The 24,111-nt window shown below is 58.4% G+C and carries 23 protein-coding genes and 3 tRNA genes; 21 read left to right on the top strand and 5 right to left on the bottom strand.

Translation table 11 applies throughout. The features are described from left to right. Positions 1 to 112: 112 nt before the first annotated feature. The 9 genes from AC1AWK_RS03895 (at position 113) to AC1AWK_RS03855 (ending at position 7,422) form a co-directional block, all read left to right on the top strand. Positions 113 to 1,447, top strand: a complete 1,335-nt coding sequence (locus AC1AWK_RS03895; RefSeq protein WP_476568268.1) for a glutamate-5-semialdehyde dehydrogenase — start codon at positions 113 to 115, stop codon at positions 1,445 to 1,447. Positions 1,448 to 1,455: 8 nt separating this feature from the next. Beyond that, a complete protein-coding gene (locus tag AC1AWK_RS03890) occupies positions 1,456 to 2,019 on the top strand; it encodes a phosphoribosylglycinamide synthetase (RefSeq protein ID WP_476569595.1) in 564 nt (187 codons plus the stop codon). 38 nt (positions 2,020 to 2,057) lie between these two features. Further along, complete coding sequence (nadD, locus tag AC1AWK_RS03885) at positions 2,058 to 2,726, top strand: nicotinate-nucleotide adenylyltransferase (protein WP_476569593.1); 669 nt, start codon at positions 2,058 to 2,060, stop codon at positions 2,724 to 2,726. A 98-nt stretch (positions 2,727 to 2,824) separates the two neighbouring features. Further along, positions 2,825 to 3,844, top strand: coding sequence for a ribose-phosphate diphosphokinase (locus AC1AWK_RS03880; protein WP_476568266.1), 1,020 nt, complete (start codon positions 2,825 to 2,827; stop codon positions 3,842 to 3,844). 93 nt (positions 3,845 to 3,937) lie between these two features. Next, positions 3,938 to 4,008: transfer RNA gene (locus AC1AWK_RS03875), tRNA-Gln, on the top strand. Between the two features lie 83 nt (positions 4,009 to 4,091). Beyond that, positions 4,092 to 5,480: a bifunctional UDP-N-acetylglucosamine diphosphorylase/glucosamine-1-phosphate N-acetyltransferase GlmU gene (glmU, locus tag AC1AWK_RS03870; RefSeq protein WP_476568264.1), complete on the top strand. Its 1,389-nt coding sequence runs from the start codon at positions 4,092 to 4,094 to the stop codon at positions 5,478 to 5,480. Further along, positions 5,480 to 5,842, top strand: a complete 363-nt coding sequence (gene rsfS / locus AC1AWK_RS03865; RefSeq protein ID WP_476568262.1) for a ribosome silencing factor — start codon at positions 5,480 to 5,482, stop codon at positions 5,840 to 5,842. Before glmU ends, rsfS begins: the two co-directional genes overlap by 1 nt. A 105-nt stretch (positions 5,843 to 5,947) precedes the next feature. Further along, complete coding sequence (locus tag AC1AWK_RS03860) at positions 5,948 to 7,195, top strand: hypothetical protein (RefSeq protein ID WP_476568260.1); 1,248 nt, start codon at positions 5,948 to 5,950, stop codon at positions 7,193 to 7,195. A 151-nt stretch (positions 7,196 to 7,346) separates the two neighbouring features. Beyond that, a tRNA-Ala gene (locus tag AC1AWK_RS03855) sits at positions 7,347 to 7,422 on the top strand. A gap of 156 nt (positions 7,423 to 7,578) precedes the next feature. On the opposite strand, the gene AC1AWK_RS03850 is transcribed toward AC1AWK_RS03855, so the two are convergent. Further along, a complete protein-coding gene (locus AC1AWK_RS03850) occupies positions 7,579 to 8,958 on the bottom strand; it encodes a tape measure protein (RefSeq protein WP_476568259.1) in 1,380 nt (459 codons plus the stop codon). 257 nt (positions 8,959 to 9,215) lie between these two features. Here AC1AWK_RS03850 and AC1AWK_RS03845 point away from each other — a divergent pair, with 257 nt between their 5' ends. Beyond that, positions 9,216 to 9,551, top strand: coding sequence for a hypothetical protein (locus AC1AWK_RS03845; protein ID WP_476568258.1), 336 nt, complete (start codon positions 9,216 to 9,218; stop codon positions 9,549 to 9,551). 962 nt (positions 9,552 to 10,513) lie between these two features. Here AC1AWK_RS03845 and AC1AWK_RS03840 read toward each other — a convergent pair. Next, entirely contained in the window at positions 10,514 to 10,852 is a 339-nt protein-coding gene (locus AC1AWK_RS03840; RefSeq protein ID WP_476568256.1) for a major tail protein, read from the bottom strand. Next, positions 10,846 to 11,121: a major tail protein gene (locus AC1AWK_RS03835; RefSeq protein WP_476568254.1), complete on the bottom strand. Its 276-nt coding sequence runs from the start codon at positions 11,119 to 11,121 to the stop codon at positions 10,846 to 10,848. The genes AC1AWK_RS03840 and AC1AWK_RS03835 overlap by 7 nt, the downstream gene beginning before the upstream one ends. 70 nt (positions 11,122 to 11,191) lie before the next feature. Between AC1AWK_RS03835 and AC1AWK_RS03830 the strand changes: the two genes are divergently transcribed. Both AC1AWK_RS03830 and AC1AWK_RS03825 read left to right on the top strand, forming a co-directional pair. Continuing rightward, positions 11,192 to 11,839 (top strand): endonuclease III domain-containing protein, encoded by a 648-nt coding sequence (locus AC1AWK_RS03830; protein WP_476568253.1) that lies wholly within the window; start codon positions 11,192 to 11,194, stop codon positions 11,837 to 11,839. Further along, positions 11,839 to 12,192 carry a hypothetical protein gene (locus AC1AWK_RS03825; RefSeq protein WP_476568251.1) on the top strand — a complete coding sequence of 118 codons (354 nt, stop codon included), beginning with the start codon at positions 11,839 to 11,841 and terminating at the stop codon, positions 12,190 to 12,192. Before AC1AWK_RS03830 ends, AC1AWK_RS03825 begins: the two co-directional genes overlap by 1 nt. Positions 12,193 to 12,793: 601 nt before the next feature. On the opposite strand, the gene AC1AWK_RS03820 is transcribed toward AC1AWK_RS03825, so the two are convergent. Next, positions 12,794 to 12,880, bottom strand: a tRNA-Leu gene (locus tag AC1AWK_RS03820). 197 nt (positions 12,881 to 13,077) lie between these two features. Here AC1AWK_RS03820 and AC1AWK_RS03815 point away from each other — a divergent pair. From AC1AWK_RS03815 to era, 6 genes are all read left to right on the top strand, one after another. Next, the gene (locus tag AC1AWK_RS03815) at positions 13,078 to 13,875 is read left to right on the top strand and encodes a 16S rRNA (uracil(1498)-N(3))-methyltransferase (protein ID WP_476568249.1); all 798 of its coding nucleotides are present in this window, start codon (positions 13,078 to 13,080) and stop codon (positions 13,873 to 13,875) included. 138 nt (positions 13,876 to 14,013) lie between these two features. Beyond that, the gene (locus tag AC1AWK_RS03810; protein WP_476568247.1) at positions 14,014 to 14,355 is read left to right on the top strand and encodes a histidine triad nucleotide-binding protein; all 342 of its coding nucleotides are present in this window, start codon (positions 14,014 to 14,016) and stop codon (positions 14,353 to 14,355) included. Positions 14,356 to 14,478: 123 nt separating this feature from the next. Further along, positions 14,479 to 15,588, top strand: a complete 1,110-nt coding sequence (locus tag AC1AWK_RS03805) for a PhoH family protein (protein WP_476568246.1) — start codon at positions 14,479 to 14,481, stop codon at positions 15,586 to 15,588. Further along, complete coding sequence (ybeY, locus tag AC1AWK_RS03800) at positions 15,585 to 16,121, top strand: rRNA maturation RNase YbeY (RefSeq protein ID WP_476568244.1); 537 nt, start codon at positions 15,585 to 15,587, stop codon at positions 16,119 to 16,121. Before AC1AWK_RS03805 ends, ybeY begins: the two co-directional genes overlap by 4 nt. 37 nt (positions 16,122 to 16,158) lie before the next feature. Next, on the top strand, positions 16,159 to 17,571 hold the full coding sequence (locus tag AC1AWK_RS03795; RefSeq protein WP_476569591.1) for a hemolysin family protein: 1,413 nt from the start codon (positions 16,159 to 16,161) through the stop codon (positions 17,569 to 17,571). A gap of 5 nt (positions 17,572 to 17,576) precedes the next feature. Then, positions 17,577 to 18,557: a GTPase Era gene (era, locus tag AC1AWK_RS03790; protein WP_476568242.1), complete on the top strand. Its 981-nt coding sequence runs from the start codon at positions 17,577 to 17,579 to the stop codon at positions 18,555 to 18,557. 117 nt (positions 18,558 to 18,674) lie between these two features. Here the strand turns inward: era and AC1AWK_RS03785 are convergent, their stop codons facing one another. Then, on the bottom strand, positions 18,675 to 20,663 hold the full coding sequence (locus AC1AWK_RS03785) for an AMP-dependent synthetase/ligase (RefSeq protein ID WP_476569589.1): 1,989 nt from the start codon (positions 20,661 to 20,663) through the stop codon (positions 18,675 to 18,677). 289 nt (positions 20,664 to 20,952) lie between these two features. On the opposite strand from AC1AWK_RS03785, the gene AC1AWK_RS03780 reads away from it, so the two are divergent. Genes AC1AWK_RS03780 through AC1AWK_RS03770 form a run of 3 tightly spaced genes read left to right on the top strand, consistent with a single transcriptional unit; the run spans position 20,953 to position 23,875 of the window. Continuing rightward, positions 20,953 to 22,095 carry an NAD(P) transhydrogenase subunit alpha gene (locus AC1AWK_RS03780; protein WP_476568241.1) on the top strand — a complete coding sequence of 381 codons (1,143 nt, stop codon included), beginning with the start codon at positions 20,953 to 20,955 and terminating at the stop codon, positions 22,093 to 22,095. Positions 22,096 to 22,097: 2 nt separating this feature from the next. After that, entirely contained in the window at positions 22,098 to 22,433 is a 336-nt protein-coding gene (locus AC1AWK_RS03775; RefSeq protein WP_476568239.1) for an NAD(P) transhydrogenase subunit alpha part 2, read from the top strand. Continuing rightward, the gene (locus AC1AWK_RS03770) at positions 22,433 to 23,875 is read left to right on the top strand and encodes an NAD(P)(+) transhydrogenase (Re/Si-specific) subunit beta (protein ID WP_476568237.1); all 1,443 of its coding nucleotides are present in this window, start codon (positions 22,433 to 22,435) and stop codon (positions 23,873 to 23,875) included. Before AC1AWK_RS03775 ends, AC1AWK_RS03770 begins: the two co-directional genes overlap by 1 nt. Positions 23,876 to 24,111 lie beyond the last annotated feature (236 nt).

Raw genomic sequence — 24,111 nt, 5'->3', positions numbered from 1 at the left:
TCTACCGCCACCAAGTCTAACGGCATCACCAGTCCGCCGCCCCAACGCCCGCGACATATGGACAACCACGCACATACCGACGCCGCCCCCGCCGTGCGATAAGCTAAGCACTATGACAACCTATGAACCAACCGCACCGCATCGCGCAGCTGCGGACGCCGCCACGCAGCGCGAGACCGACGAGGCGGTCTGGGCGCTCGCCGACGCCGCTTCCCGTGCCCAAAGCGAGCTCGCCCAGCTATCGGGCAACGACATCAACGCGGTGCTGCACACCATGGCACAAGCCTTATGTGACCACGCTGACGACATTGCGGCCGCCAACGCGTCAGACATGCGCCAAGCCCGCGACGAAGGTATGGACGACGGCAAACTCGACCGCCTGCTCTTTGATGCCGAGCGTGTTCGCGCATCCGCGCAAGGCGTGCTCCAGGTGGCGGCGCTGCCCAACCCCGTAGGCGAAGTGGTGCGCGGATCGACCCTACCCAACGGATTGCGGCTGCAACAGGTCCGCGTGCCCCTGGGTGTAGTCGGCATGATTTACGAAGCGCGACCCAACGTAACGGTGGATGTCGCCAGTTTATGCGTGAAATCAGGCAACGCCGTAATCCTGCGCGGAGGCCATGCGGCTCGTCGCACCAATGAAGCGACCGTGTCCGTCATCGGCGACGCATTGCAGCGATGCGGTGTGCCGAGCACGTTGGTCGGCACGGTGGACGCCTACGGACGCATGGGCGCCGACGCGATGATGCGCGCTCGCGGACATATCGATGTGCTGGTGCCGCGGGGCAGCGCGGCATTGATTGCCACGGTGGTGGAACGTTCCTGCGTGCCGGTGATCGAAACGGGTGCCGGCAACGTGCATATCTATCTCGACGCCAGCGCCGATGTGGACAAGGCCGTACCCATCGTGCTGAACGCCAAAACCCAGCGTGTGGGTGTGTGCAATGCGGCGGAGAAATTGGTGGTGCATGCCGACGTTTTGGAGTGCGTCGCGCCGGCCGTCATCGAAGCCCTGCATGATGCGGGTGTATGCGTGCGCGCCGACGAACGCGCCTATGCGGTGGCCCGCGAGCGATGCGGTGAGGGCGATTGGCTGCAACACGCCGATGAGGCCGATTGGGACACCGAATATCTGGCGATGACCATCGGCGTGGTGGTTGTGGATGGCTTGGATGAGGCGATTGCGCATATCAATGCGCATTCCACGGGACACACCGATGCCATCATCGCCGAAGACTATGCTGCCGTGGAAACGTTCACCCAGCGTATAGACTCGGCGGTGGTGTTGGCGAATGCCTCGACGCGTTTCACCGACGGTGGCATGTTCGGGTTCGGTGCGGAACTGGGCATTTCCACGCAGAAAATGCATGCGCGCGGGCCAATGGGATTGCGCGAGATGACGACGACCAAGTGGATTGGCTACGGAACAGGACAGGTGCGGGTATGAGCGAGAACATGCATGATGATGCGGCATGTGTGCCGCAGGATATCGAGGACTATGACAATCCGTGGCAGGTTGACGTTGACGATCCCACGTTGCCGTTGACCATTGCTTCCGAACGGTTGAGCACGGTGCGGTACGTGTTCTTGGTGCAGATTGAGGATGGCATTGCCTCGGCGGAGCAGCGTGCGGCGTTGGAATATGCCGATGCGGTGTTGATTGGTTGGCCTGATGCCGATTCGCCCGAGGTGGTGTCGCTGGATGACGCCCGTTTGGCGGTGGTGCGCGAGCATGTGATGGCGATGGAAGGACATGTGGCGGATTTCGCTGTAATGGAGCAGGACGGGGATGCCGACGGCATGACCGACAAGCTCATTCGGGTGACCGAGCATGTTTCGGAAATTCGGCGTGCCTACCAGCCGGATTTTGCCTTGCCGACTTTTGCCGAGATCCGCAGGGTGGTGCAGGACGAGTGGCAGGCCGATATGGAACGCATTGGCATTCCCGATGACGCCAGTATCGTTGGTTCGGCGCCGGAATATGCCCGGGCTCAGGCTTCCGACGGAGGTCGAGGATGAGGGGGCTGGAGCGTGAGCCATTGTCGGGCACGCGCAGCATGGCGACGCTGCGTGCGGATACTGCGGTGAGCGTGGCCCGAAACGGCGTGAGGCTTTCGGCGCGCGGCAACTGGCATGGCAAGCCACGTATCGGGATTATGGGCGGTACGTTCGATCCCATTCATAACGGCCATTTGGTGGCGGCGTCCGAGGTCGCGTGGGTATATGACTTGGATGAAGTGATGTTCGTGCCTACCGGGCGGCCGGTGTTCAAACTTGAACGTCATGTCACCAACGCCGAGGACCGGTATCTGATGACGGTCATCGCCACGGCGTCCAATCCGAAGTTCACGGTATCGCGTGTGGATATCGACCGCCCCGGCGTGACCTACACCATCGATACGCTGCGTGACATCAGGCAACGCTATCCGGACGCCGAATTGTTCTTCATCACCGGTGCCGACGCCGTAGCGGAGATCATGCGGTGGAAGGATGCCGACAGCATGTGGGATCTGGCGCATTTCGTGGCGGTGACGCGCCCTGGCTATTCGCGCCCTGAAGGCGTGCGCCTGCCGGAGGGCAAGGTGGACATATTGGAGATTCCCGCGTTGGCGATTTCCTCCACGGACGTGCGTCGACGCGCCGAGTGTGGCGAGCCGGTATGGTATTTGGTGCCCGACGGCGTGGTGCAGTACATCACCAAACACGGGTTGTATCGTCGCCACTAGGGTGCGTGTCGTCAAGGCTCGCCGTGGACATGCGCCGTCGCCGTGCGCGGTTACTATGAGACTCGTCAGCTTCAGCGACCCAAACGTTTGGAGATACCGTGAGCGCCATTCTCGAAGGCAAGCCCGATAAGAACCTCATCCTTGTCACTGGCAGGGCACATCCCAAGCTGGCGACTGATGTCGCCGAGCAGCTCGGCATCGAGGTGTTGGAAACCACCGCGTATGATTTCGCCAATGGTGAGATGTATGTGCGGTATACGGAGTCGGTGCGCGGCGCTGACGTATTCGTGTTGCAAAGCCACGGTGAGCCGATTAATAAGTCGATTATGGAACAGCTCATCATGATCGATGCGCTCAAGCGTGCTTCGGCCCGTTCGATTACCGCCGTATGCCCGTTGCTGGGCTATTCGCGTCAGGATAAGAAGCATCGTGGCCGCGAGCCCATTTCCTGCCGTTTGATGTTCGACCTGATCAAAACCGCCGGTGCGAACCGTATTATGAGCGTGGATCTGCATGCCGCGCAGTCGCAGGGATTCTTCGATGGTCCGGTGGATCATCTGATCGCCATGCCGGTGTTGGTGGACTATATTCGCGATCGTTTCGCCGACAAGTTGGACAATGTCACGGTGGTGTCTCCCGATGCCGGCCGTATCCGTGTGGCCGAGCAGTGGGCGCAGCGTTTGGGCGGCGGCCCGTTGGCCTTCGTGCATAAGACGCGCGATATTACGCGCCCCAATCAGGCGGTGGCGAACCGCGTGGTGGGTGACGTCGTCGGCCGTGACTGCGTGCTGGTTGACGATTTGATCGATACCGCTGGCACTATCGCCGGCGCGTGCCACGTGCTCAAGGATGCCGGCGCCAAGTCGGTGACGGTGGTGGCCACGCATGGCGTGCTGTCGGGTCCTGCCACCGAACGCTTGCGTGATTGCGGTGCCTGCGAGGTGGTGTTGACCGATACGGTGCCGATTCCTGCTGAGAAGCGTTGGGACGGCTTGACTGTGCTGTCGATTGCACCGCTGCTGGCCAGTGCCATTCGCGCGGTGTTCGAAGATGGCTCGGTGGCCAAGCTGTTCGACACCTATCCGGAACATCATGGTCAGGGCTTCCTGTTTGCGTAACGACGGCCATGTCAGTGACACGCATGACATGCGCTGTTTGACGTACGCAAAAGGTATGGCATAATAAACACTTGGCGAGGTTCGCCTCGCCGTTCCCCCATGGTGTAATGGCAGCACACGGGTCTTTGGAACCCTTTGTCTTGGTTCGAGTCCAGGTGGGGGAGCTTTATAGGACATGGCTCTGGTGTTTCACCAGAGCCATTGTCGTTTATATTGTCGGCTTGTTCGACAAAGTAAGGAGAGTCTCATGACGGTTTCGGCTGCGATAGTGCTGGCTGCTGGCGAAGGTACGCGGATGCGTTCGCATAAGCCGAAGGTGCTGCATATCCTGGCAGGCAAGACGTTCCTGCGGCGGGTGATGGAAGCCATCGGGCAGCTTAAGCCGGAGACTTTGGCCGTGGTGGTGCATTATCAGGCGGAACGGGTGGCACAGGCCGCGCGCTGCTATGACGAGCGGGTTATGGTGGTGCATCAGGATGATGCTCCTGGTACAGGCCGTGCGGTGCAATGCGCGATGGGTGAGTTGAACCGTCATGGCGTCTTGCGTGGTTCGGTGCTGATCGCTGCTTCCGATATGCCGTTGCTGGACGCACAGACCTTGCGTGAGCTGGTGCGGTTTCATGAGGTGAGTGGCAATGGGGCGACGGTGCTGACGACCATGTTGGACGATCCCACTGGCTATGGCCGTATCATTCGCGATAGTTCCGGCAATGTGCTGCGCATTGTCGAGCAGAAGGATGCCAATAGCAGCGAGCTGGCGGTGCATGAGGTGAACACGTCGGTGTACGTGTTTGACGCGCAGGTATTGGCGGCTGCCATCGCTGGGCTGAAAGCCAGCAATGCCCAGGGTGAATTTTATCTGACCGATGCGCTGGAGATGGCGAAGACCACGGGTGCCGTGGGCGCGTTCGCGGCGCCCGATCCTTTGAGCGTAGAGGGTGTGAACGATCGCGTGCAGTTGGCGCAGTTGGCGAAGGCTCATAATCGTCGGGTGTGCGAGCGCTGGATGCGCGATGGGGTGACGATTCTCGATCCGGACACGACATGGATCGACGACGATGTGCGTATTGGCACGGATGCCACGATTCTGCCGGGATGCTCGTTGCAGGGGCATACGACGATCGGCGAGGACGCGGTAATCGGCCCGGACACCACGCTGATTGATGCCGTCGTCGACGACGAGGCGGTGGTGGAGCGTTCGCGTGTGCAAGATACGCATATCGGCGCGCGCGCCACGATCGGACCGTGGACGTATCTGCGCGCCGGCAATGAGTTGGGTGAGGACAGCAAAGCCGGCGCCTTTGTCGAAATGAAGAAAGCGCATGTGGGCAGTGGTACGAAGGTGCCGCATTTAAGCTATGTGGGCGATGCCGATTTGGGCGAGCATACGAATATCGGCGGCGGCACGATCACCGCGAATTACGATGGCGTGCATAAGCATCACACCAGCATCGGCTCCGGCGTGCATGTGGGTGCCGGCAACCTGTTCGTCGCCCCGGTGACGGTCGGTGACGGCGTGACGACGGGCGCTGGTTCGGTGGTCCGCCATGACGTGCCGCAGGACGCTATGGTATATTCGGAAAACTCACAGCATACGATTGAGGGCTGGAAGCCCCAGTGGGAAAGGGAAGCGTAATGGCGGCGGTGCAGGTTTCGATTGATGCGTTGCGTGTGGCGGCTGGTGCCGCCGACCGCATCAAGGCAAGCGATGTGGTGGCGTTTGATGTCAGCGAGGTGTTGGGCATCACCGACGCGATGCTGATTGCCGGGGCGTCCAACGAACGTCAGGTGTTGGCCGTGGCGGAGGAGATCGAGAAGGATTTGTATCTGCAGTGCCAACGTTCGCCGCGTTCGCGCGAGGGACTGACCGAAGGCCAGTGGGTGTTGCTGGATTACGGTGATTTTCTCATTCATGTGATGCATGATGATTCGCGCGCGTTCTATGGCTTGGAGCGTTTGTGGCGCGATTGCCCGTCGATTGACTTGCAGCTGGCTTGACAAAGGCTGGCATATTACTGGTGCGACGCGCCGATTGTGTGCTGATTACGCAAGGTTCGCGCTGATCTGTGGCAGTTCACGCCTGCTCTCGCTAAGTTCGTAAGGGTGAGGAACTTTTTCAAGGGTATTTCGTTGTCGCAGATTCTTGCCGGTGCCTTGGCGGCGGTGACTTCGTTTTTGCTCTCGTCAAAGATCGGTATTGCTGGCTCGGTGATTGGTGTGGCGGTTGGTTCGATGGTGTCGGCCATTGCGTCGCAGATATACCAGAATGTGATTAAGGCCTCCTCGCAAAAGATTCAACAAGCGGCTCCGTTTATCGCCACGGAAGAGGATACTGCGGGCGATGCTGGCGACCGTGCCGACGACGGCACTGAAGCCCATGCTGAAGCCCATGCTGATGAGCAGACAGGTGCGGTTGGTGACGGCAGCATCGCTAAGGGCGCAGATACGGTTGGTGGTGCCGCTGGTGCAGCTGGTGATGCCACAAGTGTTGGTGAGACTCGAGTTTTCGCTGACGGTATGCGCCCGGCCTCGGCGCAGTATACACAGGTATTGCCGCAGGTGAGCCAGAGTGTGGCACGTGCCACGACGTCGGGGCGCGTGGTGGCGTCGGCTGGAACGGTGTCGCCGCATGCGCGTGCGGGAGCCGAATCGGTGATGCGTCAGGTACAGCGCGACCGGCGTAACAAGCGTGTGGCCGTGGCGGTTGCGGTGGTCAGTGCGTTGCTGGCAGTTGGCGTTACAGCGGGTGTGGTGCTGGCGCTTACCGACGGGCAGGGTACGGATACGGTAGTGCGCGATTTGGTATCGCAGCAGCGTGCGCCTGAGCAGCGTGACACGCATGGCGAAGCCCCGGATGCGTCCTGGCAGGGCAACGAGGGCGAGACGCCTGGTCAAGGCACGTCAGGCGATGGCATGAGTGGCAATACCCAAGGCGGGCAGACGCAGGACGGTGCTGACTCCTCGCAAACGGGAGGCTCTGGCAATACCGGGTCATCGAATGGTACTACCGGAGGCTCCTCTGGTGGCTCTTCGTCTTCGGGTGGCAGCGACACTGGAACAACGGGCTCGGGGGATGCTTCGACAGGAAACGGTACTGGCGGCTCGACGTCGGGCGAAGATTCCTCATCGTCGGGTTCTTCGGGAGGATCTAGCTCCACCGGTGGTTCGTCAGACGGCTCCACGGGCGGGTCGGGTGCCGATTCCGGTTCTTCCGGTTCCGCTGGTGGCGATACGACAGGCGGTTCCGGTGATGCAAATGCCGGCGCGGGAAGCGCAGGCGGCGGCTCGAATGCCGGGGGTGCCGCAGGCTCGTCGAGCGGTGGCGCATCGCGTGGCGTAACCGGTCGGTAGCGCGGGGGAATCGGTAGCGGGCTCTCTGGCTACATATCGGCGCATGTGCCCGGACGTGGCATGATATGACAGATTCAGGCGACACGCCGAGGCTTGTTGGATGGACGATGATGTTGTAACCTGACCAAGGTTCGTTTGAGAGATAACGAATGGGGCTATGGCGCAGCTGGTAGCGCATCTCCATGGCATGGAGAGGGTCAGGGGTTCGAATCCCCTTAGCTCCACCACGAGCACGCTGAATTGATACAATTTCGCAAAACTAGGGTTTTGCGCAAAGGTGCGCGCAAAATCTGAAAACGCGCCAACTTGTAAAAGACCTGCTCAAAGGCATAAAAATAGGGCTGCGTACCTAAGTGGTGGTCAGCCCTATTGCTTTCGCGGCTCTAATAGCTTTCTGCTGAAATCTCAATTTTGGTGCTGTCGGCGAATATGACGGCCGTTTCACCCGATGGTGTGACTTCGATGCGCTGGCAGAGAGCACGAAGGGTTGCTTGATCAAAGTCTTGCTCGAGGGTTGCTTTTTGGAGGGTTTTCTTGAACCGGGTCAGTTTAGCTTTGATGCCGTGACGGCGCTTAATCTCGCTTTGGGTAGCCTCGTAAGCGTTGATGGCTTCACGCTGGCGTTGTTCTAGCTGGTTGAAACGCTCGCGGTACTCGTCTTGGTTTTGGGATTGGGCATCCATCGCCCCATAAAACCTGCCACCCTCAGCAGTCGCAGAAGCGAACGCGTCAGCAACCATCTCCGCGCTGATCGCGCCCTTGGCCATCTCTTCTTTCAACTCACCAATGGACTTACCTGTTTTACGGGAGATTTCTTCGAGCGGGTTGAAACCAGCGTTAATCATCTGATTCAAATCCTGGCCAGTGAGCTTGCCCGTCGACGACATCTGCGCGAACGCCAACGTGAGCGACTCGAGCTTCACAGCATCACCTTGAGAAATATCGCCAAGTTGACCCAACCGAAGCTGTGCTTCCTCGGCGGACATACCGAAAGCCATCAACGTTTGGGTGTTCTTCGCCAAGTCCTCCATCCCAAACGGAGTACGCGCAGCCTCACGCTTCAAATCATTCACCAGCTGTTGGGCTTTGGCTTGATCTCCGAGCATCGTGGTAAACGAGGTGGTGTATTGCTCCATGCGAGCGTTGTACTCCACGCCGTCTTTCATCGCCCCAGCAAATCCTTTAGCGACCCCAGCCACGGCGCTGGCAATACCCTTCACGCCCGCGACGATCGCCTCAGAAGCCAGATTGGCCTTGAGAACGTCACCGAAAACACGGGTCTTACCCGAAGTGTCGTCTATTTCTGACCCAAGGTCGTCTACTGCCTCTTCGAGTTTGCCCGCCTGACCAGCAGCATCTTTCGCCTCATCACCCGCATCATCAGTGTGTGAACCGAACTGCTTGAGCGCATCGTTATTGTCCTCAAGCTCAGCCTCCAAGCCATTCAACATGGCTTGGGCATTATTGAGCTGGATCTGCCAATTCTTCGTACGGCTGTCGTTCTCCCCAAACGAAGAAGCAGCATTATCCAACGCCGCCCGCAAGGTGTCGACCTTCTGGCGCTGCGCGTCGATCTCTTTCGCGAGCACCTGATTCTTCGCCGTCAACGACCCAACCGAAGTCTCGTTCTTCGCAAACGCTGACGCGGCAAGCTTCATCTCGCTGCCAAGCACCCGCATCTCTCGATTAATATCGGTGATCGCGCGCTTAAACTCCCGCTCATCCTCCAACCCAATCTTCAAACCAAACGAGCTATCAGCCATGTACCTAGTCCTGTCTAAAGCGAGAAGGAAAGCGGTCGTGTTAAAGTAAAAAGAGCGAAAGCAGCAGCGGCTTAAGAGAAAGAAAGGAAGCGTGGGAATGCCGCGTGTATTCCAGGTCAGCGCCTAAAAGAAACGGCGTGAATGTCCATCGAAAGTCCTAAAATAGGTCTGCCTGTAGCTGGTAAAACTAGCATTGATTTTTCTACCTTTAGAACCTTGATAAGAACTTGATAATGAAACTAAGGCGCACGATATCGATGCTTATTTCACTAGCCCTGTTTTCGAGTTGGACGGGGGTGGCTCACGCGGATGAATTGGCTAATTCTGCTGAAGAATTGACAGTACAGACTCTTGAGCACGCATCTGTGTCCGAGGGAATTGACACCTCGCTTAACGTGAATCTGACCTCCTTGGGCAGCGATATTGTCGCCTCAGAGGAAGCCGGAAACATCCGGATTTCCAATAATGGGGGTCAGGCTACCGTTGAAGGTAATTCAGGCTCTTTAGTGATTGAAGGTTCGGCTGGGCACACGCTAGATGTTGACGGTCGTGAAATAGCGACAGTAGATGCGGAAGCGGGGTGTTTCTTGTGATGAAATGGCTACGTTTAGTGCGGGATGTTGTTCTGATTTTCTTCGTTCTGCTGATGTTGTCGACGAAGATTTCACAGAGCTGGGATTATTGGTGGGTAGCCTTGGTTGGCACTGTATTCTTGATGCTCCCAGATTTCATCGATCTGCGCCGAAAAGAAGATAGTCAGAAATAGTTTCTTACTTGAGAGTGTGGGGCCCTGCTCAATATGGATCACGTGTTTGTTCCATATTGAGCAGGGCCCCAGCTTCGCACTGTTGGGGAAGAATGGACGTGCTCCACAACAAGGTCTCACCCCTAAAGGTTGATGGCAATTGCGATGCGGAATCAGTCACGGGGTGTGCCGACAAGGCGTGAGTTAGATTCCTGCAGGGATGATGTCGTCGATGAACCAGTGCCGTTGAGGTTGTACGCGTCCGGTCTCAATCAACCAGCAATCCACCAAATCCAAAAACCGCCCGAACACCATCAACTCGACCTCTATTTGGGTGAGGTGCAGGTGGGCTAGCCCGATATAGGCAAGACGGGTGAAGGTTGCCTCTACGCTGTTGGTCAGGTGTCCTTCGCCGGGTCTTTTGGGGCCGGCACGGTCTCGATCGCACGCCTCGTGCCGTGCTGCAAGGCTGCAGCGATCGCACCCCGATAGTCAGCCAGATCTGCCGGGACGGTGAGCAGCTCGACCGCCTCTATGGTTAGTTCATCCTTTGGATCGTCTGGGTGTTGCAGGTTGTGGATCGCCACCGACTGATTCGCCAGCAGAGTAATCAGCCAGATGACTTCGCCGAGGGTGTGGGCGAAATCCTCACTGGTCTCCAGTGCTTCGCCAAGGTTCTCCAGTCCGCCATAACGGGCAGCAATCTCACGGGTAGCCCGAGAGTAGTCAAGATCAGCTCATAGGCCTGGCCTGCGATGAGAACTGTGGTTGGCGAATCTGGTTGCTGCGCGGTTCTAGTGTGGGTGGTGGTCATGCTGCGCCTCCCGACCTCGTGGTTGTCGTGGCAGGTTCGTAAACCTGCTTATACCAGTTAGCGATGGTCTCTTCCTTGACGCCGGGTGTGCCTTCGGTGACTTCAGCCTTCCACGGATGCCGACCCTTACCATCAGGCTTGTTACGCCGCAGGATCGTGCCCTCAATCGTCGGTGTCGAAAACGTAATCGAATCGGCCTTCGTCGCAAGCGTCGTGGTGGGGAGGGCGAATTTGACGCGGTAGAGCCAGAAATACTGGTATTTACCGTTCGAGCGTGCGGCACGGAAACCAATCGCCACTGGTGTGGTGTTATCCTCCGAGGTAGAGATCAACACCCCCCATTCGCATCCACGCTCGCGCCAGTCAAAGCGGCAGCAGCGTCCGCACCGAGGTCATCGACCCCGAGGGTGATGGTGCCGGACTTGAACTCCTTCACGATCTCCGATGCGCCGTCATCGGCATACAGGATTGCTTCAGCTAGTTCGACGGAAAGTTCAGCTGAGATGGCTTTCGCTAACTGTTTCGGCGTGCCATAAGTCTCCTTACCAGTATCGTCTTCGGTGATGGTGGCGTAGTAGAGCTTGTCGAGGCCGATAGTTGCCATGGTGGTTTTCCTTTCAGTAATGAGAAAATTTAGAAAAGGTCAGTTCTTGTTGAGAAGGGGGCGTGGGAGTGTGCGGGCTTTGTTCGAGCTGTTAGAGGCTCAAGTTCCTGCTGGAGTGTGGTGGCCAGGACGTTCCCGTTTCGAGATCGCGCTCGGTGCGGTGTTGACCCAGAACACAGCTTGGTCGAATGTGGAAACAGCCATCACGAACTTGAGTGATGCCGGGTTACTTGACCCCGAACGGCTACTGACCGCTGAGGATGACGTGGTGCGGGATCTGATCCGTCCGAGTGGATATTTCAACACGAAAACCCGCTACCTTAAATCCCTCACCGCATGGTGGCTGGAACGTGATCACGCCGCGCGGTCGCTTACAACGCCTCAGCTACGCACGGAGTTACTGTCGATCCGTGGGGTGGGTGACGAAACCGCTGATGACCTGTTGCTCTATATCTATGAGCGTCCGGTGTTCATCTATGACCTGTACGCACGCAGACTGTTGGCCGCCGCCGGTTACGGCAACTACGGAACGTACGTAGCAGCCAAGAAGGCTCTTGACCCGCTGGTAGACAAAGCCCACTTCACTGTCGCGGAGTTGGCGAAGTTTCACGGACTCATTGTTGATGCCGGTAAAGCTGCTAACCGGCTAGGTGGATGGGATGCCGCCTACCCGCTGCTCACCTCCCACACCTTCGCCGAGGCAACATCCACACCGTAATGATGAAAACCATAGAAGACCAGATTCTTTTCAGCCTCTCCAACTATTTCCTGCGATTCTCCAATGAATACAAGAAAATCCACAACGTCGAGAGCTTCCCAAACAACTGGTACGAGTACGTCGAATACGGGAGCACAAACGAAATAGCTATCGCCCTGCAGCGCACAGGCTTCTCCAGAGAATCAGCAACCTACATCCTGAAAAACAATCCAGACTATCTTCGTATCGATGAACGAGGAGGCATCCACCTGGATTTCGATCTCACTATGTCTTCGAATAGCAACGTCAAGAAAGAAGCCAGTGAAATCTTCTACAACCTGCCTGAAGTTTTTGGAAACCTCCCACCGTTCTAGCAGGGACAAAACTAACCATTTCACAAAACCCTAACCTTTCCGCAAAAGTGGGGTTTGCGTGCATTGGCACGCGCAAGGATTTCAACTCTCTAGGCTAACTGCCCCCAGGCGCTTAAATTCGGCACTGTCGTAAGGCGCAGTAAAACAAGCTCTGAATCCCTACTTTGGCTTGATAACAAGGGAAAACAGTCATATTTTCTAAGCACTCTGAGCGCCTAACTTTGTATCAATACCAGCAATCCCGTAACAGATAGGGCTTCCGTGATCGGAAGCCTTTTTTCGTATGTCTACGGTATTCGTGCAGCCTGTATTTCGGGTTAAGGTTGTAGGCCAAAATGTGGGGTTATAGGGGTTGTAGGCCAACATGTGTGTCTGGCAGCCAGCGGGCGTTCGTATGGCTGATGTCCGGACGCTCGTCGGATGGTTTGGCGACACAACGATTGGCATAGGGATTGTCTCCGGGCTCGTGGCCGATGATGGCAACAGCGGTGATTGCGCGAGGAGAGATGGACGGACGCCGGTAGTGGGGGAGCAACGGTGGGATACGTAAGGAAGGCCGAAACAAAAAAGTCGGCTCCAACATGTGGAGCCGACTTCTCGGTGTCCGGAGCGGGACTTGAACCCGCACGCCTGTATAAATAGGCACTAGCACCTCAAGCTAGCGCGTCTACCATTCCGCCACCCGGACAGGTGCCAAAAGACAACGTGTAGAACTATAAGCACGTATGGCAATTCTTGCAAATTCGGTGTGTCGTGTGCGTCCACGGGTGCAGGAGGCAATGTTCGGGTAACCGTCGGTTGGCGGCATATCCGAGGGACTGGCGGGACGAACAGCGAAAAGCGCAGATCTCCTGCCAGGTCGAGGGGACTGCTAGCCTAGAGAGCATGACTGAACCGTTGTTTGTGCTGGATCCCAGCAATGACCATGTGCCCGTGGACAGCGACAAGTTAAGCGCCGGTTGGAGCGTGACGTTGCCGCAGCATATCAAGCGTCATGCCGTGCAGGCCATGCGTTTGCGCCAGGGCGACGTGTTGCGGCTGTCGGATGGCGAGGGCTTGGTGATCCGTGCCGAGATGGTTGATGCCGAACAGGGCACGGCGAAGGTGCTTGATTTCACCCGTGTCGAGCGGCCGGTAACCCGATTGGCGTTGGTGCAGGCCTTGGCGAAGAACGGCCATGACGAGCAGGCCATCGATATGGCCACGCAGATTGGCGTCGACGCGGTGGTGCCCTGGCAGGCGGATCGCTGCATTGCCAAATGGAAGGCCGGGCGCACCGACCGCAAGTGGGATCAGGTATTGGTGGCGGCCACCGAGCAGTCGAGACGTGCGTGGAAGCCGCAATTGCAGGAGTGCGCGTCGAGCAAGCAGATCGTGGCGTTGTGTCGGCGGGCGTGCGTGCGTGGTGACGTGGTGGTGGTGTTGCATCAGGATGCCACCGACGTGTGGAGCGGCATCGAAAGCCTGGTAGACACGCTGTCGGAACGGTGCCTTGCGGACGGCAAGCCGCGCACGGTGTATGTGGTGGTTGGCCCCGAAGGGGGCATCGCCGAATCGGAAGTGGCGGCGTTCGCGGACGCGGGCGCGCATGTATGTGTGTTGGGCGATACGATTTTGCGTGCGTCGACGGCGGGTGCGGTGGCGTTGTCGCTGTTGTCTCGTGCCTTGGGGCGGTATGCGTAAACGGTGATACGGGCGTTGGATTTGCGCTGACTTTCAGACATGTTTTCCACAACACGCCGTGTTGCCGGTGCGCGGAATATCCGCGCGACGCAATAGCATGGAACCAGTTGCGCCATGTCGCATGATGGAAGGATTGTCATGGAAGCAGATCATCAGGATTGCCTGTTTTGCCGTATCATCGCCGGTCAGATTCCCAGCGATCGCGTCTATGAGGATGACACGGTGGTGGCGTTCCGTGACATTCAGCCTCAGGCTGCGGTGCATGTGTTGGTGGTGCCGCGGGTGCATGTGGCCAATGTCGCTGAATTGGCGGGTCATGACGCCCATCTGTTGGCGCATATCGTCGAGGTCGCCCAACATATTGCCGATGATGCGTTCCACGGCGAGTATCGTCTGGTGTGGAACACCGGGCGTGATGCCGGGCAGACCGTATTCCATGCTCATGCCCATGTGTTGACGGGCGAAGTGCTCGACGAATAAACCGTCGGTCAAGCGCGGCGGATATCGCGTCCTGCCAGTATCGGCGAAGGCTTGCCGTTGGGGGCGTGATGTTGCGGCCACCTTGACCATGAGTTCCGTATATTGTCCGCGAGAAAGGATCCTGTGGCCATTACGACACGTACCATCGTCATTCCGCAACAGTTGGACCCGGTGTCGGTGCTTGGTCCCGCCGATGAGGTTATTCGTGAGGTGGAGCGCGCCTTCCCTGACCTGACCATTGTGGTGCGGGGCAATCGTGTGGCGATTATGTCGCGTTCGAAGCGCACCGAATCGCTGGCGCAGCAGGCGGGCAATGTGATCGAATCCATTATCGAGGCGGCGTATACGTCGCCGATGGATACGGATATGGTGCGCCGCCTGCTTGACCAGCAGGTGTTGGACAACCAGGTGCGCATGCAGTTTCCGGGGCATGGCAAGGTTGCACAGCATCTGCGGCGCGTGCAGCCCGGTGCCGTTGCCGAGCGGCAGCGTGTGGCGTCGTATCGCAAGCCTCAGGTTCCCGGTGCCATTGCATTCGCGGCCGGAACTCCGGTGCGGGCGAAAACGTCGGGGCAGACGGCGTATGTGCAGGCGATCGCTTCGCATACCATTACTTTCGGTTTAGGTCCGGCCGGTACCGGCAAAACCTATCTTGCTGTGGCGATGGCGGTACGCGCGTTTCAGGAGCGTTCCGTGCGCCGCATTATTCTGACTCGTCCGGCTGTGGAGGCGGGGGAGAATCTGGGCTTTCTGCCCGGCACGCTGAACGAGAAGGTCGATCCATATTTGCGGCCGCTCTATGATGCGTTGTCGGATATGTTGGGCGCCGATCAGTTGCGTCGGTATATGGATGACGGCAGCATCGAGGTGGCGCCGTTGGCGTATATGCGCGGGCGCACGCTCAACGATGCGTTTGTGATTCTTGATGAGGCGCAGAATACGACGCCTGAGCAGATGAAGATGTTCCTGACCCGTCTGGGGTTCAATACCACGATGGTGATTACCGGGGATGCCTCGCAGGTGGATTTGGCGGTGCGCAAATCGGCGTTGAGCAGTGTGGAGCGCATTCTCGGAGGCATCGACGGCGTGGCCTTCGTGCATTTGCAGGCCGATGACGTGGTGCGGCATCATTTGGTGGGACGTATTGTGAACGCCTATGAGCGGTACCAGCACAACATATCCGAGACTTCGCAGCAGACGGGCGAGCATATGGCAACGGAGGGAACGCGATGAGCGTTGAGGTAATGAACGAAACCGAATGGCAGATCGATGTCAAGATGTTTTCTGATCTTGGCCGTTGGGTGATGGATCAGATGCGGGTGAGCACCCAGTCTGATCTGACGATTACCTTTGTTGATCCCGAGCCAATCGCTCAATTGCATGAACGGTGGATGAATCTGGCGGGTCCCACCGATGTGATGAGTTTCCCCATGGATGAACTACGTCCGGGGGATGCCCGCACGCTCAGCGAGGGTATGTTGGGCGATATTGTGATTTGTCCGTGGGTGGCCGCCGAACAAGCTCGTGCTGCTGGTCATGGTGTGTTGGAGGAAATGCAGTTGCTGGTGATTCACGGCATGTTGCATTTGCTGGGGTATGACCATGCGGATGCCGTGCAGGAGCGTCAGATGTTTGGCGTGCAACGGCAATTGCTGCTGACTTTCTTTGCGTTGCGGCAGGGTTCGATTGGCGAGGTGTCGTTGCCGAGCGGGGCAACGAATGCCTTGGCGGTGTATGAATCCAAACATGGCGGGCGCCGTTCATGAACTGTGACTGGGAAGCGATCTGGAGGAGATGATGGTGATGCATTCCATGGAGTATGACGCGTCCTCCATAGCATTGCTGGTGGCCTTGGTGGTGGTGGCGTTGCTGCTGGTGTGGGGGTCGCTGCGTATGGCGGCCGCCGAGGGAGCGGTGTCTCGCGTAACCCGGGCGAGTTTGAATAATTTGATTTTGGAAGTGCAAACCGACGGCGAAATGGGCCAGTTCGCACGCATGAAGAAAATCGACCGTATTCATAAGGTGCAGCGGTTGATTGCGAACCGGTACGCCACTACCGGTTCCTGTGCGTTCTTCCGTATTGCATGCAATGTGTTCGACGGCGTATTGGTGGTATGTATCGCTGGCATGTTTGACGCTCCCATGTGGGTGGAGTTGCTCTCCGGTTTCCTGGTGGCCTTGGTGGTGGCCGTGATTTCGGTGTTGGTGCGCCCCCGTTCGGCCGGGGTGTCCAAACCGCTGGACATTATGCTGGCGTGCGCCGGTATGGTGTCGTTTGCCTGTGCGTTGACGCCGTTCGTGCGTTTGGGCGGCAACAAGGCGGCACGTCGTATGCGTGAATCGGAACTGTCTGACGATGAGGAGCTGGATAAGATTCAGCTTGAGCAGGGCAAGGCCACCATTGACTGGATGATTGAAGCCAATGGTTTTGACGCGGAAGTGTCCGAGATGCTGCGCAGTGTGCTGATGCTGTCGGATACGTTGACGCGTGAAATTATGGTGCCGCGCACCGATATGATATGCATCGAACGTTCGCAGCCATTGAGCGCCATGCTCAAGTTATGTTCGCGCTCCGGGTTTTCCCGTGTGCCGGTAATCGGCGACGATGTGGATGATTTGGTGGGAGTCGCCTATTTGAAGGATGCCGTGCGTGCCACGGCGTTCAACCCGGCTGCGGCCGACCGTGCGGTGGAGAGTATTTGTCGCTCGCCGATGTTGGTTCCCGAATCCAAGCCGGTGGACGATTTGTTCCATCAGATGCAGCGCACCCGGCAACACGTGGCGGTGGTGTGCGATGAATATGGTGGTGTCGCCGGTTTGGTGACCATTGAGGACGCCATTGAACAAATCGTGGGTGAGTTGGAAGACGAGCACGACCGCACGCAACGCAGCGAGCCGCAGCGTATCGGCGAGCAGCAGTGGAGTATGCCAGCCCGCACGCCGATTGCCGAGCTGGAAGAGATTTTTGAGATTGATATCGATGAGGATGATGTCGATACCGTGTACGGCTTGCTTACCAAGTTGCTTGGGCGTGTGCCGATTGTCGGTGCGTCGGCGGTGACGCGAGGTCTGCGGTTGACCGCCGTGGATTCGGCCGGGCGTCGCAAGAAAGTGTCGACGATTGTCGTGGAACCGGCTCATACTGGTGCGCACGGCATGGATGAGGACGCATCGGCCGGCGGCGACGACAATGATGATATGGAACGGAAGGACTGATACCGATGAGCGCACAACCCATGGGGGAAGACATGCAGGTGTACCGTTCCGGTTTTGTGGCGGTGGTCGGCCGACCCAATGTCGGCAAGTCCACACTGATTAACGCGTTGATTGGCACGCAGATAGCTATTGCTTCGTCGCGTCCTGAAACCACGCGTAAGGCGATTCGCGGTATTCTGACCACCGACCATGCACAGATTGTGCTGGTGGATACGCCCGGTATCCATCGCCCGCGCACGTTGCTGGGCCAGCGGCTCAACGATGTGGTGGACGAGTCGCTCTCCGATGTGGATGCCATCGCGTTTCTCTTGCCTGCCGATCAGGAAATCGGCCCCGGCGACAAGCGTATCTTGAGTCGTTTGCGCGCCGAATTTGCCAGCAAACGTGATGACGGCACGTTCCAGTGGCGTGTGCCGTTGATCGCGGTGGTGACGAAAATCGACGAGCTGGATCGTCAGCAGCTGATTGACAAGCTGATTGCCATCAATGAATTCGCGGACTTTACCGATATTGTGCCGGTCAGCGCGTTGCAGCACGACAACCTTGCCGAGGTGCGTTCGGTGCTGATCGATGCCATGCCGGAAGGGCCGCAGATGTATCCGGCCGATCAGGTGAGTGAAGAGCGTCCAGAAGACACGATTGCGGAATTGGTGCGCGGTGCTTTCCTCGAAGAGCTGGATGACGAATTGCCCCATTCCTTGGCGGTGGTGGTTGACGGCATAGAATATCCCGAAGGTGATGGTCAACGGGATGCACAGGGCGACGCGCCGGCCAAGGCGCGGGTTATGGTGTCGATTTACGTGGAGCGCGATTCGCAAAAGCCCATTATCATCGGGCGTAAGGCCGAACATTTAGTGCGTGTGAAGAAGAAACTGCGCACACCGGTGAACCGTATTGTCGGGCATAAGGCCATGCTGGACTTGCATGTCAAGGTGGCCAAAGGGTGGCAGTCTGACCCCAAGCAACTTGAACGTCTGGGATTCTAAAACGGCATATTCGGCGTTATATACGGCGGCGGGACTGAGGTGCACCTCAGTCCCGCCGCCGTCGTTCAGCGACAGCTGATGTGTTGGCTGTGTCTCGATACGCGGCCAACACCGTCATTACTGTTTCTTGGTATACATCTGCGTGTTGAGCAGTGCGGTGTAGCGCTTGATGACCTTGGGACGAATCACCTTCATGGAAGCGGTCATCAGTCCGTTGTCCTGCGTGAACTCGTCCGGCAGTACGATGAATTTGCGTACGGATTCGGCACGCGAGACTCCCTCGTTCGCTAAGTCCACGTATTGTTGAATCTCGGCGCGCACCGCGGCATTGTTTGCTGCTTCCTTCAGCGGCATGTCGGTGTTCAGTCCCTTGCTGGACAACCAAGGGCGCAATGCTTCTTCGTCCAGAGTGACCAAGGCGGAAATGAAGGGACGCTTGTCACCCAAGACCAACGCCTGCGCCACAATCGGGCAGCGGGCGATTACGGATTCGATCGGGCCGGGAGCAACGTTCTTGCCGCCTGCCGTAATGATGAGATCCTTCTTGCGTCCGGTGATGTACAGGAAGCCATGGTCGTCCAGCCGTCCCAGATCGCCGGTGGAATACCAACCGTCCTCGGTGAAACAGTCTTCGCTGGCTTCGGCATTCTTGTGATAACGGGGGAATACGGCGGTGCCCTTGACTTGAATTTCCTCATCCTGGGCGATGCGCAACTGGAATCCGGGGAAGGCAATACCCACCGAACCTTGGTGGAAGGGCACCCCCAACGGGTTGAATGCGCACGGTGCGGTGGTTTCGGTCAGACCATAGCCTTCATATACGGGGACGTTGGCGCCGCGGAAGAAGGCGAGCAGTTCAGGATCCAGTGGCGCGCCGCCTGCAACAATCCACTTGGCACGACCGCCGAGTACCTGGCGCAATGCGGAATACACCATTGGGTCGAATACCGCACGGCGAACCTTGGTCAAGACGCTGGCCGAGCCGCTGTCGCTCAACTCACGCATGTAATTCTGCGCGGCGACCACCGCAGCGGCGAACACCATGCCCTTGGGACCTTGTCCGGCTTTTTGCGAGGCGGCATTGTATACCTTTTCCAACACACGCGGCACGACGATCATGACGGTGGGCTTGGCCATCTGCAAATCGGCGAGCAGGGAGTTGATGCCTTGGGCAATGTAGATATGCAGATTGCTGGCTACCACGATGTAGTTGATGGCGCGGGCGAAGGAATGGGCTTGCGGTAGGAACAGCAGTACGGTGTGGTTCTTCTCGTGCAGCAGTTCGGGCATGTATGAGGGCAGGTTCATGGCCGTGGTGCAGTAGTGCTCATGGGTCATCTCCACGCCCTTGGGTGCCGCCGTGGAGCCTGATGTGTACACGATGGAGCATAGGTCGGTTTTACGCACGGATTCGATGCGCTCATCGAGCGCTTCGTCCGACAGGCTTGTTCCGTAGGCCTGAATGGCTTCCAATCCGCCTGTCTGCAAGCAGACTACGCGCTCCAGCGACGGGCATTCTTCGATGGCGCCATCGGCCTTGTCTCGCATGTCCGTGGTTTCCACGATCAACATACGCGCATCGGAATTGTTGACGATATTGCGAATTTGTTCACTTGAATCAGTGTCATAAATCGTGGCAAGCACACCGCCGCAGGCCATAACCGCGGCGTCGATGATGTTCCACTCGTAGCTGGTGCGGCACATGAAGGCGATGGCGTCGCCTTTGCGGATGCCGTAATGGAGCAATCCTTTGGCGGTGGCGCGAATGTCGGCCAGCGTTTCGTTGGCGGTGCGCATGGTCCATTGTCCGTGGCGCTTGAAGCTGTAGAGAGGTTCTTCGCCCATACGCTGCGCGCGATCGGCGTAGATGTCATAGATGGACATGCCGTCATCCAGCGGCGGATTGCCCTGCGTGGAAGTGGTGAGCAATCCGGTGTGCGGGTCGATGAACGTGGTGGTAGGACGGTCAGGGCCCCAGAATTCCGTGCGCGGTAAGCCGGCATGATCCGCCAAGGCCGGGATGTCGGTTTCGGAGATGTAGTCTGGAGCCGCGTCGGAATCGTCACTGACGGGATGGGCGAAATCGCCCCGAAGATGCAGCGCCATTTTGGTAAGGTTGGCGGCTTGATGTTTCCATGACGTGAGAATAGACACGTGTTGCTCCTTGGGTTTACTGACTCGCCTGTATATGTTGCATACTAGTCGCTCTTGCAGGTCGCGTCACCTTACGCTACCGTAGGCGCAGCGATACCAGTCGTGCTGGTGTATATTGCCTAGCGTGAATGGGGCATCGACCGTACGGTGGGATGCCGTGCCTATGTTTCGGGGGTGTTGGGGATACACTGGTGCGTCGTAGTGACTATAACGTTTCATTTCAGAGAGGAAAGGGGTTCGTATGGCGCAGGATTCTTCCGCCGCCATTGTGTTCGGCGTGGTGCGCGAAAGCGACGGAGCCGAATTACGTGTGGCGCTGACACCTGATATGGTCTCGCGGTTGCGCTCCAAAGGCATCTCCTGCATGGTGGAGCGGGGCGCTGGATTGTCCGCCCATTATGCCGATGAGGACTACGCTCGTGCGGGCGCTGAGGTTGCCGATGCGCAGAGCGTATTGACCAAGGCCGATGCGCTGGGATTCGTGTCCCGTCCGTCGACGCAGACACTGGCATCGCTGCATGCCGGACAGTGGGTCATCGGCATGCTCGAATCGTTTACCGACGAGGAGTATGTGCGAGCGCTGGATAACGCCGGTGTGGTAGGTGTGGCCATGGAACGGCTGCCGCGGCAATTGAGCGCCGCGCAGTCCATGGACGAGATGACCTCGCAGAATTCGGTGATGGGATACAAGGCGGCGTTGCTGGCGGCCGAGGCCTATGGCGCGTTCTTCCCGATGATGACCACCGCCGCCGGCACGGTGCGCCCCGCCAAGGTGTTGGTGCTGGGCGCCGGCATCGCCGGATTGCAGGCTATCGGCACGGCCAAGCGTCTGGGTGCCGTGGTCACGGCCTATGATGTGCGACCGGCTGCCCGCGATGAGGTGGAATCCTTGGGCGCGAAGTTCCTTGAGCTGGATGTCGATTTCTCGCAAGGACAGGGCGAGGGAGGATATGCCCGCGAATTGACGGCGCAGGAGCGTGCCAGTCAGCAGGCCGCTGTGGATGCCAAGGCCAGTGAATTCGACGTCATCATCACCACGGCCAAGGTTCCGGGACGTCGTCCTCCGATGCTGTTGACCGCTGCCGGCGTGGCCGGACTGCATCGCGGCGCGGTGATTGTGGACTGCGCCGCCAGTGAGCTGGGCGGCAACGTGGAAGGCTCCGTCATCGGCACGCAGGTCACCGACAATGGCGTAACCATGATCGGCGCCCCCGATTTGGCAAGCCGCACGGCCACCACCGCGTCGGCGTTGCTCAGCCGCAATATCGGCGATGCGTTGGCGCATTTCGTGCGCGATGGCAAGCTATGCGTCGATGGCGCGGACGAACTGGACGATGCCTTAGTGGTAAGCGGACGTGCCGCCGCAACGAAGAGTGAGGAGTGATCATGGATATCGTCGTTGCCATTACTTTGTTCATCTTGGCCCTGCTTATTGGCGTCGAAGTCATCGGCAAAGTGCCGGCTACATTGCACACGCCGCTGATGTCGGGAGCCAATTCCATCCACGGCATCGTGATCGTGGGCGTGGTCATCGTGGCCGCTCACGCCGATTCGCCGCTGGCGTGGGTGTTCATTTTCCTTGCCGCGGTGCTCGGCACCATGAACGTGGTCGGCGGCTATGTGGTCACTGACCGGATGCTGGAGATGTTCAAGTCGGACAAGAAAACCGTGAAAAATGAGAAGCCTGCGAACGATGCGAAGAACGAGGAGGGCGGACGCTGATGGAATCGTTGGCGCAAACGTTGTCCACGCCGCTGGGCGTGGTGGAATGGTTCGTATACCTGCTGTGCGCGGTGTTGTTCGTCGTCGGCCTGCATCAGATGAATTCGCCGAAGACCGCCCGGCGAGGCAATATGATTTCGGCAATCGGCATGATTATCGCTGTAGTCATGGCCTTCATCGTCCTGTTCACCCGTGAGGCTGCCGCCGGATTTACGCATATGACGGCGGTGATTGTGCTGGTGCTCGGCATCGTCATCGGTGCCGTGGCGGGCGTGGTGTCCGCCAAGAAGGTCAAGATGACCGACATGCCGCAGCTAGTTTCCGTGTTCAATACCGTGGGCGGCGGCGCGGCGGCGTTGGTCGCGTTGAACGACATTCTCAACGCCGATGGCCTGCCGAGCTTGGTGGTGTTGGTTACCGCTGGACTGGGCGTGCTCATCGGTTCGGTGACCTTTTCCGGTTCGCTGGTCGCGGCGGGCAAACTGCAGGGTGTGTTGCCGGGCAAGCCGTTGGCATTGCCGGCGAAGAACTGCTGGAATGTCGTATGCATCGTACTGATGCTTGCTTCCTTGATCATGCTGTGCGTCCAGCCGAGGCAGTCCTTGTTGTGGAGCGTGCTGACCACGGTGTTCGCGCTGGTGTACGGTTTGCTGTTTGTGTTCCCGATCGGCGGCGCGGACATGCCGGTGGTGATTTCGGTATTGAACGCCTGCACGGGTACGGCCGTCGCCATGAGCGGCCTGGCCATCAACAACATCGCGTTGATTGTGGCCGGCGCATTGGTGGGCGCGGCGGGCGTGACCCTGTCGATCGCTATGTCCAAGGCGATGAACCGTCCGCTGATGTCGGTGCTGGTCGGTGGATTCGGCGACGGCGCATCCATGGGTGCCGATGAGGGCCCGCAGGGTTCCATGCGTGAGACCTCCGCCGATGATGTGGCGGTCCAGTTGGTGTATGCCGACAAGGTGATCTTCGTTCCTGGCTTCGGCTTGGCGCAGGCGCAGGCCCAGCGTGAGCTGGCTGATTTGGGCGAGCTGCTCAAGGGCCATGGCGTGGAAGTTTCGTACGCCATCCATCCGGTGGCCGGACGTATGCCCGGGCACATGAACGTGCTGCTGGCAGAGGCGAACGTGCCGTATGAGGAACTGGTTGATCTCGATGACGTCAACCCGCAGTTCCCCCAAGCCAACGTGGCGCTGGTGGTCGGTGCGAACGATGTGACCAACCCGGCGGCGCGCAAGCCCGGCACGGCGGTGTCCGGCATGCCGATTCTCGACGTGGACATGGCCCAGCATGTGGTGGTGATGAAGCGTGGGCGCGGCAAGGGCTATGCCGGCATCGAAAACGAATTGTATTTCAAGGACAACACGCAGATGCTGTTTGGTGACGCCAAGGCCGGTCTGCAGGCGGTTATCGCCGCAGTGAAGGAGCTCATCGCATAGGTTGCTTGCGATGTGAACGCATAGAGAGGTGGGTCGCGCCATATCGGTGTGGCCCACTTTGTTGTTATACCGGGGTGTGGGTTGCGGGCGTCCCGCGGAAAAGCCAAATCTCGCGGAACAATCAAGCCTCGTGGGAAAGTCAGGGGGTGCGGTATACTGGTCGACGTTGCTTTGGCGAGGGAAGGCTTCGGCACTTCCGTTATCGACTTGGCTTGTTATGCGTGCGTTCCTTTCGC

It is taken from the genome of Bifidobacterium sp. LH_491, assembly GCF_056356495.1.
The sequence above is the reverse complement of the archived record's forward strand: the minus strand, read 5'-3'. Positions and strand labels throughout refer to the sequence as shown.

What these genes read in the sequence shown, in the direction of transcription:
- AC1AWK_RS03785 (WP_476569589.1), bottom strand. Translation starts at nt 20,663, where the DNA reads ATGGCGCTGCATCTTCGGGGCGATTTCGCCCATCCCGTCAGTGACGAT.
- AC1AWK_RS03795 (WP_476569591.1), top strand. Translation starts at nt 16,159, where the DNA reads ATGCATTCCATGGAGTATGACGCGTCCTCCATAGCATTGCTGGTGGCC.
- ybeY (WP_476568244.1), top strand. Translation starts at nt 15,585, where the DNA reads ATGAGCGTTGAGGTAATGAACGAAACCGAATGGCAGATCGATGTCAAG.
- rsfS (WP_476568262.1), top strand. Translation starts at nt 5,480, where the DNA reads ATGGCGGCGGTGCAGGTTTCGATTGATGCGTTGCGTGTGGCGGCTGGT.
- AC1AWK_RS03825 (WP_476568251.1), top strand. Translation starts at nt 11,839, where the DNA reads ATGATGAAAACCATAGAAGACCAGATTCTTTTCAGCCTCTCCAACTAT.
- AC1AWK_RS03845 (WP_476568258.1), top strand. Translation starts at nt 9,216, where the DNA reads ATGCTTATTTCACTAGCCCTGTTTTCGAGTTGGACGGGGGTGGCTCAC.
- AC1AWK_RS03815 (WP_476568249.1), top strand. Translation starts at nt 13,078, where the DNA reads ATGACTGAACCGTTGTTTGTGCTGGATCCCAGCAATGACCATGTGCCC.
- AC1AWK_RS03810 (WP_476568247.1), top strand. Translation starts at nt 14,014, where the DNA reads ATGGAAGCAGATCATCAGGATTGCCTGTTTTGCCGTATCATCGCCGGT.
- AC1AWK_RS03895 (WP_476568268.1), top strand. Translation starts at nt 113, where the DNA reads ATGACAACCTATGAACCAACCGCACCGCATCGCGCAGCTGCGGACGCC.
- AC1AWK_RS03890 (WP_476569595.1), top strand. Translation starts at nt 1,456, where the DNA reads ATGCATGATGATGCGGCATGTGTGCCGCAGGATATCGAGGACTATGAC.
- glmU (WP_476568264.1), top strand. Translation starts at nt 4,092, where the DNA reads ATGACGGTTTCGGCTGCGATAGTGCTGGCTGCTGGCGAAGGTACGCGG.
- AC1AWK_RS03835 (WP_476568254.1), bottom strand. Translation starts at nt 11,121, where the DNA reads ATGGCAACTATCGGCCTCGACAAGCTCTACTACGCCACCATCACCGAA.
- nadD (WP_476569593.1), top strand. Translation starts at nt 2,058, where the DNA reads ATGGCGACGCTGCGTGCGGATACTGCGGTGAGCGTGGCCCGAAACGGC.
- era (WP_476568242.1), top strand. Translation starts at nt 17,577, where the DNA reads ATGAGCGCACAACCCATGGGGGAAGACATGCAGGTGTACCGTTCCGGT.
- AC1AWK_RS03775 (WP_476568239.1), top strand. Translation starts at nt 22,098, where the DNA reads ATGGATATCGTCGTTGCCATTACTTTGTTCATCTTGGCCCTGCTTATT.
- AC1AWK_RS03780 (WP_476568241.1), top strand. Translation starts at nt 20,953, where the DNA reads ATGGCGCAGGATTCTTCCGCCGCCATTGTGTTCGGCGTGGTGCGCGAA.
- AC1AWK_RS03770 (WP_476568237.1), top strand. Translation starts at nt 22,433, where the DNA reads ATGGAATCGTTGGCGCAAACGTTGTCCACGCCGCTGGGCGTGGTGGAA.
- AC1AWK_RS03850 (WP_476568259.1), bottom strand. Translation starts at nt 8,958, where the DNA reads ATGGCTGATAGCTCGTTTGGTTTGAAGATTGGGTTGGAGGATGAGCGG.